This is a genomic window from Kitasatospora sp. NPDC127067 (genome assembly GCF_042724755.1).
GTDB lineage: Bacteria > Actinomycetota > Actinomycetes > Streptomycetales > Streptomycetaceae > Kitasatospora > Kitasatospora lactacystinica.
In genome coordinates this window covers 24,167-33,316 of sequence record NZ_JBHXEM010000098.1, presented here as the reverse complement: position 1 = coordinate 33,316, position 9,150 = coordinate 24,167, and the positions used below count along the sequence as shown (strand labels likewise).

Annotated in this window: 9 protein-coding genes; 4 read left to right on the top strand and 5 right to left on the bottom strand. The window is 74.3% G+C overall.

What is annotated here, in order from left to right; genetic code table 11:
- Positions 1–850 (bottom strand): serine/threonine-protein kinase (locus tag ACFWJ4_RS30355; RefSeq protein ID WP_380549474.1); only part of this gene is annotated, 850 nt, incomplete at its 3' end.
- Positions 851–900: 50 nt separating this feature from the next.
- Positions 901–1,662 (bottom strand): serine/threonine protein kinase, encoded by a 762-nt coding sequence (locus ACFWJ4_RS30350; protein ID WP_380549471.1) that lies wholly within the window; start codon positions 1,660–1,662, stop codon positions 901–903.
- A gap of 326 nt (positions 1,663–1,988) precedes the next feature.
- Between ACFWJ4_RS30350 and ACFWJ4_RS30345 the strand changes: the two genes are divergently transcribed.
- Positions 1,989–2,396, top strand: a complete 408-nt coding sequence (locus tag ACFWJ4_RS30345) for a hypothetical protein (protein ID WP_380549468.1) — start codon at positions 1,989–1,991, stop codon at positions 2,394–2,396.
- 288 nt (positions 2,397–2,684) lie between these two features.
- Positions 2,685–3,467: a glucosamine-6-phosphate deaminase gene (gene nagB, locus ACFWJ4_RS30340; protein ID WP_359899350.1), complete on the top strand. Its 783-nt coding sequence runs from the start codon at positions 2,685–2,687 to the stop codon at positions 3,465–3,467.
- Between the two features lie 120 nt (positions 3,468–3,587).
- On the opposite strand, the gene ACFWJ4_RS30335 is transcribed toward nagB, so the two are convergent.
- From ACFWJ4_RS30335 to ACFWJ4_RS30325, 3 genes are all read right to left on the bottom strand, one after another.
- Positions 3,588–4,718, bottom strand: a complete 1,131-nt coding sequence (locus ACFWJ4_RS30335) for a pyridoxal phosphate-dependent aminotransferase (RefSeq protein ID WP_359899352.1) — start codon at positions 4,716–4,718, stop codon at positions 3,588–3,590.
- On the bottom strand, positions 4,715–5,371 hold the full coding sequence (locus ACFWJ4_RS30330) for a transcriptional regulator (protein ID WP_380549465.1): 657 nt from the start codon (positions 5,369–5,371) through the stop codon (positions 4,715–4,717). Before ACFWJ4_RS30330 ends, ACFWJ4_RS30335 begins: the two co-directional genes overlap by 4 nt.
- Positions 5,372–5,483: 112 nt before the next feature.
- Positions 5,484–7,094 carry a beta-propeller fold lactonase family protein gene (locus ACFWJ4_RS30325; protein ID WP_380549462.1) on the bottom strand — a complete coding sequence of 537 codons (1,611 nt, stop codon included), beginning with the start codon at positions 7,092–7,094 and terminating at the stop codon, positions 5,484–5,486.
- Positions 7,095–7,406: 312 nt separating this feature from the next.
- Here ACFWJ4_RS30325 and ACFWJ4_RS30320 point away from each other — a divergent pair, with 312 nt between their 5' ends.
- Together ACFWJ4_RS30320 and ACFWJ4_RS30315 are read left to right on the top strand one after the other, a co-directional pair.
- Positions 7,407–7,868 carry an RrF2 family transcriptional regulator gene (locus ACFWJ4_RS30320; protein WP_380549459.1) on the top strand — a complete coding sequence of 154 codons (462 nt, stop codon included), beginning with the start codon at positions 7,407–7,409 and terminating at the stop codon, positions 7,866–7,868.
- A gap of 73 nt (positions 7,869–7,941) precedes the next feature.
- Positions 7,942–9,123, top strand: coding sequence for a globin domain-containing protein (locus tag ACFWJ4_RS30315; protein ID WP_380549456.1), 1,182 nt, complete (start codon positions 7,942–7,944; stop codon positions 9,121–9,123).
- Positions 9,124–9,150: the final 27 nt, after the last annotated feature.

The window sequence follows — 9,150 nt, the reverse complement described above, 5'->3', positions numbered from 1 at the left end:
GCCCGGTCCGGGTCCGCTCCTCCCGCCCGGGGGCGAGGCAGGCGGTGACCACGGGCCGCCAGCGCGCCGGCAGCGCCTCGTCCAGCCGCAGCGGCGCGGCGCCCCGCGCGTACGCCTGGGCGGCCAGCGAGCGGGCCCGGGCGGTCGCGCCGAGGAAGGGGTGCAGGCCGCCGGTGAGCAGTTGGTGGGCGATCACGCCGAAGGCCCAGACGTCGGCGCTGGGGCGCACCGCGACGCCGCGGGCACCGGTGCGCTCGGACCACCACTCGGGCGGGACGTGGTCGGGCGAGCCGAGCGGAGGGGCGTAGGCGTGGGTGCCCTCCAGCTCGGCGGTGAGGCCGAAGTCGGCGATCTTGGCGGTGCCGTCGGGCATCAGCAGGACATTGGCCGGTTTCAGGTCCCCGTGCACCCAGCCGGCCCGGTGCATGTGGGTCAGCCCGGCGCAGACCTCGGTCAGGATGCGTTCGGCACCGGGCACCGCCGTACCGGGGCGGGCCTCGGCCAGCAGGTCCTGGAGGCTGCGGGCGGCGCGTTCCATCACCAGGGCGACGGCGCCGTCGAGCGCCGGGTGGTCCGGGTCCTCGACGGTGGCCACGGCGAAGGTGCGGATCAGGTGGGGATGGTCGGCGCGGCGGCTGAAGCGCTGCTCGCTGCGGGCCATCCGGGCCACGGTCCGGCGCTGGCCGGGGCTGAACCGGGCCGCGCCGAGGATCTTGACGGCGGCCGGGCCGCCGTCGGGGCCCTCGGCGGCGTACACGCTGCCCCAGGCGCCCGCGCCGAGGAAGGCGCCGAGGCGGTAGCCGGCGATCGGGTAGCCCGCCGGGACCGCGAACGGCGGGCCACCGGGCACGGGCCCGCCGCCGGGCGGCTCGGGCTCCGGCCCGGGCGGGGCACCGGGCGTCACGGCCGGGCGGCCGGGCGCCGGGGCGGGAGCAGCGCGAGGTGCTCCTCCCGGACGAGGTCGAACCTCAGCGCCAGCGCCACCAGTTCCTCGCGCTTTCCGCCGCCCGGGCCCTCCTCGTACGGCTCGCGCAGCCGCAGCTTGGTCGCCACCAGGTAGTCGATGTGGTAGTTGACCGCCGAGCGGCTCAGTCCGCGGCAGCCGGGCAGGGCGCGCAGCCGGGCGAGCACCTCGGTCACCCCGGGGACGGCCGCGGCGGAGGGCGAGCGCAGTCTGGGCTCGCAGAGCGCGAGCAGGACCAGGAAGTACTTGGCGGTCGGGTCCAGGGCGAACGGGCTGACGGTGCGCTCGCCCTCGGCGCCGCCGGGCCGGCCGTCGAGGTAGGCGTGCTGCGGGGCGAAGACCTTGAAGGCGGCGGGCCCGCCGAGGGCGGGCAGCAGCACCCGGGAGAGTTCGAACGGGACGGGCGCGCCGATCCGGCCGGGCGCGACCTTGACGTGCTCCCCCGCGCCCTCCAGGTTCTCCACCACGTAGGTGGCCGAGGTGCTGAAGTTGGACAGCCGCCAGTAGTCCTCGGCCGCGACCACCTCCCCCGCCCGGCGGGAGACGCCCTGGTCGGGCAGCGGGATGGGGACCGGCCGGCCGGGCTCCCCGCGCCCGAACACCGCGGTCTCGCCCGGGCCCATCCGCAGCAGGCCGGGGGTTTCGCCGGGCGCCACCTCGGCCCCCGGGCCGGGAAGTTGCACGATGACCGTGTCCACGCGGCACCTCCGTGGGATCGGGTCGATGGTATCCGTCCGGTTCGCCCCGGGGGCAACCCGCCACCCGGACGGGTGAGAGGAGCGCCGGGGCACCGCCAAGCCCGCCGGGCCGTGGGCGGGTTGCCGATGCCACTCGCCGCTTCCCGATGAACCGATCGTCCGTCAGGACTGGAGTTGTCCGTGTGCTGAACGGGCGGCAAATGGTTGCAGGATGTAGTTGAACCGTCACCATGAGTGTGACGCAACGCACACACGCCAAGTTCACAATGTGTGCAAGACTCATCTCAAGGAGTGAGATTCCCTTAATTTCCAAGGAGGTTCGCATCATGCGCACTCGGATCGCAGCTGTGGTCATGGCAGCGGCAGGGATAGCCGGCCTGTCGGCGGCCCCGGCCATAGCGGCCACGGCGACGCCCGGCACCGGCGGCGCGGCCTGCGCCGCGGTGCTCAACCAGCCCTGCGTCTCGCACCAGGCCGACGGCGAGGGCATCGTGGGAGTCGCCCGGGTCAGCGCCGACCGGGGCCAGTTGACGCTGGTTCGGGTCGAGATCCGCACCCAGGCCGCCTGGGGCAGCCCGTGGAAGACGGTCGCCGCCGCGACCACCGTGCGGTTCGGCTCCGCCGAGGCGGTCACCCCGCGGGTGGCCACCACCGCCCCCCGCATGATCTGCGCGACCGCCGGCCCCGCACTGGACGTCGCCCAGCAGGTCACCACCTGCACCAACCCGTTCTGACCGCGGGGCCGCCGAGGCGCCGCACCCGCCCACCCCACGCCGTCCGTACGACCGGGCAGCCGTCCGGACGACCGGTGAGCGGGAAGCCGTAGAGGACACGAACACCGGGCCGGCCGTCGGGACATCCCCCGACGGCCGGCCCCGGCCGTTCCCACCTGGCAGAACGGGCAGGGGCGGAAGATCGCCCGCCAGTCGGACCCGGGTGGACCTGGGGCACCCCTTCACGGCAAACTGGTCTAGACCTCGGAGGTCTAGACCTCAGACTCGCCTCAGAACGGTGGACCCAGTATGGAAATCGTGATCGTCCCTGACGCCCGTGCGGCCGGCGACCTCATCGCCGCGGCGATCACCGATCTGCTGACCGACAAGCCCGACGCCCTGCTCGGCGTGGCGACCGGCTCGACCCCGCTGCCGATCTACCAGGCCCTGGCCGAGCGGGTCCGCGACGGCCGGCTGGACGCCGCCGAGGCGCGCATCTGCCAGCTGGACGAGTACGTCGGCCTGCCCGCCGGCCACCCCGAGTCGTACCGGTCGGTGGTGCTGCGCGAGGTCGTGGAGCCGCTCGGCCTGACCGAGGACTCCTTCCTGGGCCCGGACGGCAACGCGTCCGACATCGCCGCGGCGGCCGTCGCCTACGACCGCGCGCTGGCCGAGGCCGGCGGCGTCGACCTCCAGCTGCTCGGCATCGGCACGGACGGCCACATCGGCTTCAACGAGCCCTGCTCCTCGCTCTCCTCCCGGACCCGGATCAAGACCCTCACCCGGCAGACCCGGGTGGACAACGCGCGCTTCTTCGACAGCATCGACGAGGTCCCGCACCACGTCATCACCCAGGGCATCGGCACCATCCTGGAGGCCCGCCACCTGGTGCTGCTCGCCACCGGCGAGGCCAAGGCCGAGGCCGTCGCGCTCGCCGTCGAGGGCCCGCTGTCCGCGGTCGTCCCCGCCTCGGCGCTCCAGCTGCACCCGCACGCCACCGTGGTGGTGGACGAGGCGGCCGCCTCCCGCCTCAAGCTCGCCGACTACTTCCGCGACACCTACGCGGCCAAGCCGGCCTGGCAGAAGCTCTGACCACTCCCGGGCGGCACCCCTGACGGGCCGGGGTGCCGGCCGCCGACTCCCCTCGGTGGCCGGCGCCCCGGCCGCTTCGCGTCCGCCCCGGGTGCGTACCGGGTCCGCCCCGGGTGCGCCTCAGCGCTTGCGGAGCCAGTCGCCGAAGGCCGCCAGGCCGGGGCCCGGGTCGCGGCGGCCGAGGCCGATCCGGAAGCGGTCGGCCGGGGTCGGGGTCAGCTCCGAGCGGAAGACGTCGGCGGGCAGCAGCAGCACGCCCGCCTGTTCGACCAGGGCGGTGCAGAACTCCGCCACGTCGCCCGGGCCCCGGTAGCGCGGGTAGGCGACGCAGCCGCCGTCCGGCGCGCGCCACTCGAAGAGCTCGGCGAACTCGGCGAAGAAGGCGTCGAACCGCGGCAGGTTCTCGGCGATGATCGCGCGGTTGCGGGCCAGGATGTGCTCGCGGGCGGTGATCGCGATCCGGGCCAGCACCTCGCTCGGCGCCGAGTTGCAGATCGTGGTGTAGTGCTTGGCCCGCTCCAGGCGCGAGCGCAGTTCCCGGTCCCGGCAGGCGATCCAGCCGATCCGCAGGCCGGGCAGGCCGAGCGACTTGGAGGTGACGTTGAGCGACAGGGCCCGCTCGGAGAGGTCGGCGGCCTGCGGCAGGGTGCGGGCCCGGTCGTGCTCCAGGCCGCGGTAGACCTCGTCGGAGAAGAGCCGGATGCCGCGCTCGTCGCAGAGCTCGGCCAGCCGGACGAAGTCGGCGGCGTCGATCACCTTGCCGGTCGGGTTGTTCGGGAAGTTGACCGACAGCACCCTGGTGTTGGGGCGCAGCGCCGCCTCGACCGCGTCCAGGTCCAGCGCCCAGTCCCGCTCCGCGTCCAGCGCGACGCCGGTGACCTCGCACAGCGAGAGCGGAACGGTCTCGGCGGACTGGTAGTTGGGGGTCAGCACCACCGCGTGGTCGCCCGGTTCGAGCAGCACCTGCATGGCGAGGTTGAGCCCCTCCTGGGCGCCGCCGAAGCAGATCACGTCGTCCTCGCCGACCTGCTCGTACATCCCGGCGACGGCGCGGCGCAGCCCGGGGTCGCCGAAGGTCTCGGTGTAGCCGAGGGCCAGGGTGTCCCAGGCCTCGCGGTCCTCGGGGCCGGCCAGGGCGAGCAGTTCGGCCATCGTCATGGTCTGCGCGTCGGAGGCGGTGAGGTGGTACCGGGCGGTGAACTCCCAGCGCGAGAAGTGGGTTTCGAGCCGGAAGTCGGGGAGCTGGGTCACTGGTGGTACTCCTTGGCGGGGCCCGCCGGGTGCTGCTTGAGCTCGGCGAGCAGGCTGTACGCGGTGGAACGGGAGATCCGCAGCGCGGTGGCGACGACCGGGACGGCGCGCCGGACGGCGAACACCCCGGCCCGGTCGAGTTCGGTCAGGACGGCGAGCCGGTCCTCGCGGGTGAACCGCTCCAGCGGGCGGCCCCGGTCGCGGACGTACCCGCCGACCACGTCGTTGATCCGCTCGGTCCAGTCGTGCTCGAAGAGCGGTTCGGGGCGCGGCGCGGTGGGGGCGGCGAAGCCGGCCAGCAGGGCGGCGGCCTGCTCCAGCGGGCCCCGGTCGAGGTTGACACAGAGCACCGCCGTGGGCTTTCCGGCCTCGTCGCGCAGCACGGCGCTGACCGAGGAGAGCCGCCGGCCGTCGGGCAGCAGCTTCTCGTAGGGGCCGTAGACGTCGGGGGCGGAGGGGTCGATCCCGTCCAGTTCGCCGAGCAGCGAGGGGTCGCCGGGTGCCCGGGGGGTCATCGGGTTCCAGATGGCGAGGACCCGGTCGGTGGCGGTGTCGTGCAGCACCACCTCGGCGTACGGGCCGAGCAGCAGGGCCACGGCGCGGCAGACCGGGGACCAGGTCGGCACGCGTGGGTCGGGGTTTTCCGCAGACATGATCGGACTGTACGTCCGGATCGGACACTTCGTCCAGGACTTTCGCGCACCGGGCCCCGCCGAAGGGTCTCGGCGGGGCCCGGTGCGGCTGCCCGTGCGCGGCGGGCGGGCGCTACTTGCAGGTGATCAGCAGCCCCAGGATCGCGGAGCAGCTGCGGGTGGCCCGGCTGGTGGCGGGCGACGGGTCGGCGGGCGCCCCGGCGGTGCGGGCCACGGTGACGTCCCAGCTGCGGAGCAGCGAGAACAGGCCGACCCCGACCGAGAAGTGCCGGGTGGTGCTCGCGCCCTTGGCCAGTGGCGCGGTCAGCGTGCAGCCGAGCTTCCCGGCGGCGACGGTGCAGTCGCCGGAGGTCGTGGTCAGTCCGGCGGGCAGGTCGGCGGTGACGGTGGCCGCGGTGACCGGGTCGGGGCCCTGGCCGGTGAGGGTGACGGTGTAGTCGACCCGGCTGGAGAGCAGCCCGGTCACCGGGGTCGCGGTGAGCGCGACGCCCAGGTGGGCGGCGGGGGCGGTGTAGGTGAAGCGGTCGGCGGCGACGGCCGCGCTGGTGCCGCCGGGCCCGGTGACCCGCACGTCCACCGGCCCGGTGACGGTGGTCGCGGGGGCGGTCGCGGTGCAGCTGGTCCGGGTGCAGCTGAACGAGGCCGCGGCGCCGGCCGCGCCGAAGGTCACGGCGGTGGCGCCGGCCAGGTCGGTGCCGGTGACGGTCACCGTGGTGCCGCCCGTCCCGGAGCCGCCGTTCGGGCTGATCGCGGTCACGTCCGGCACCGGCAGCGGGAAGTCCACCACGTCGACGGCGTTGCCGGTGAAGTCGGCGAGGTAGCCGTGCCGCCCGTCGGCGGTCAGGGCCAGGCTGTACGGAGCGGCGCCCACCGGGACGGTCGCGGTGACCGTCCGGCTCGCGGTGTCCACCACGCTCAGGGTGCTGTCGGCGTAGTCGGAGACGTAGGCCGCCGCGCCGTCCGGGGAGAGGGTCACGGCGTAGGGGCCGGAGCCGACCGCGACGGTGCCGAGGACCGTGCCGGCCGCGGTGTCGATCACCGCGGCGGTGCCGTCGTCGCCGTCGGCGGCCCACAGCCGGGTGCCGTCCGGGCTGAGCGCGAGCCCGAAGGCGCCGTGGCCGACCGCAACGGTGCCGCTCACCGTTCCGCTCGCGGTGTCGACGACGGTGACGGCCTTGTCCCCGGAGGCCGCGACGTACAGCCGCGCGCCGTCCGCGGAGACGGCCAGCCCGTGCGGTTCGGCGCCGACCGGCACGGTCGCGGTCACGGTGCCGGACGAAGTGTCCAGCACGCTCACCGTGTTGGCGGCGGCGTTGCTCACGTAGGCCCGGGAGCCGTCCGGCGCGAGGGCGAGGCCCCAGGGCTGGGCGCCGACCGGGACGGTCGCGGTGACGGCGTTGGTCGCGGTGTCCACGACGCTGACGGTGTTGTCCAGGTGGTGCGTCAGGTAGGCCCGGTGCCCGTCGCGCGACACGGCGACGGCGTAGGAGCCGCTCCCGGCGGTGAAGGTGCCGGACACGGTGTTGGTCGCGGTGTCCAGCACGCTGACGGCGCCGCTGCTCTGGCTGGTCACGTAGGCGTGGCCGCCGTCCGGCGTCAGCGCGACGCCCGCCGGGTAGGGCGCCACCGCCACGTGCGCGGCGACGGCCGGCGGCGGCGTGACGGCCTCGGCCGTCGCGGGCAGCGACAGCAGTGCGGCCGTGGTCGCGACTGTCGCGGCCACGGCCGTCCGGGTACGGGGTGCACGGGGTATGCGGGGCGCACGGGATGTGCGGGGTGTTCTCATGGATCTCTCCTGCTGCTCGACACGTACGGGTGGTGCGGATGTGGTGGTGTTCGGAGCAGGGGAAGCGTAGGAGGCTCTCTGACTTTCCGTCAGGGAGTGACTACTAATGTCGCCAAATGTTCAGATCCGATCGCAGCGCGACACAGCCAGGCCCCGCGCCCGCCTCCCCGAGGGCAACGTGACCACGGTCTCGGTCGGAGTCGTGCAGAAAATTGGAGTTGGAGAGTCGTATTCGGTAGCGTTCCGAACGTGAGGCTGACCAAGAGCACCGACATCGCCCTGCGGATCGCCATGCGACTGGCCGTCCTGGGCGAGGGCGACAACCCGACCACCCGCGAGGTGGCCGAGTCGGTCGGTGTGCCGTACACCCACGCGGCGAAGGTGGTCAGCCGGCTGCAGCACCTGGGGGTGGTGGAGGCCCGGCGCGGTCGCGGCGGCGGGCTGATGCTCACCTTCGCCGGGCGCACCGGCTCGCTCGGACTGCTGCTGCGGGAGCTGGAGGGGGTCGGCGACGTGGTCGGCTGCGAGGACGACCCGCCGTGCCCGCTGCGGGCCGCGTGCCGGCTGCGCGGGGCGCTGCGGAACGCCCAGGAGGCGTTCTTCGCGGCGCTCGACCACCTCTCCGTCGCCGACCTGGTGGCCTCCCCCACCGGACCGGTCCTGCTCAGCCTCACCACCGGACCCCCTGACACCGCCGGATCCACCGGCTGATCAGCCCACCCGGGGCCGCGCACCCCCTTGCGGCCTTTAATGCGAATCTCAGATACCAATAAGGAGTCGTCTGATGCTGTCCGCGAAGTCCGCCGAGGTCATCGAGGCCACCCTGCCCGTCGTGGGCGCCGCCATCGGGGACATCACCCCGCGCTTCTACGACCGGATGTTCGCCGCGCACCCGGAGCTGCTGCGCGACCTCTTCAACCGGGGCAACCAGGCCAACGGCAGCCAGCGCGAGGCCCTGGCCGGCTCGATAGCCGCCTTCGCCACCGCCCTGATCGCCAACCCGGACCAGCGGCCGGACGCGATGCTCGCCCGCATCGCCCACAAGCACGTCTCCGTCGGCATCGCCGACGACCAGTACAAGATCGTCCACGAGCACCTGTTCGCCGCCATCGTGGAGGTGCTCGGCGAGGCCGTCACCCCCGAGGTCGCCGCCGCCTGGGACGAGGTCTACTGGCTGATGGCCAACGCGCTGATCGCCGTCGAGGACCGGCTGCGCGCCGAGGTCGCCGCCGGCGGCGACCCGGCCGACCTGTGGCTCCCCTGCACCGTGGTCGCCCGCGTCCAGGAGACCGAGGCCGTCACCACCTACCTGGTCCGCCCGACCGACGGCCGTCCGGTGCCGGCCTTCCGCCCCGGCCAGTACGTCTCCGTGCGCACCGAACTGGCCGACGGCGCCCACCAGATCCGCCAGTACAGCCTCTCCGGCGGCGCCGACGGCGCGCTGCGCTTCAGCGTCAAGCGCGAGGACGGCGGCGAGGTCTCCGGCCACCTGCACGACCACCTGAAGGCCGGCGACCCGATCGACCTGGCGCCCCCGCTGGGCGACATCGCGCTGGCCGACGGCGACGGACCGGTGCTGCTCGCCTCCGCCGGCATCGGCAACACCCCGATGACCGCCATGCTCGACCACCTGGCCGCCACCGGCTCCACCCGGCGGATCGTCTCCGTGCACGGCGACCGCGACCAGCTGAGCCACGCCTTCCGGGCCGAGCTGGCGCGGCTCACCACCACGCTGCCGAACGCCACCTCGCACGTCTTCTACGAGCAGCCGCTCGGCGAGTGGCCCGCCGAGCGCACCGGCCTGGTGGACCTCTCCACCGTCGAGGTCCCGGCCGGCACCACCGCCTACCTGTGCGGGCCGCTCCCATTCCTGCGCGCCGTCCGCGAGCAACTGCTGACCGCGGGCGTCCCGGCGGCGGACATCCACTACGAGGTGTTCGGCCCGGACCTCTGGCTCGGCGCCTGAGGTCCCGAGGCCCTGAGGTCCCGAGGC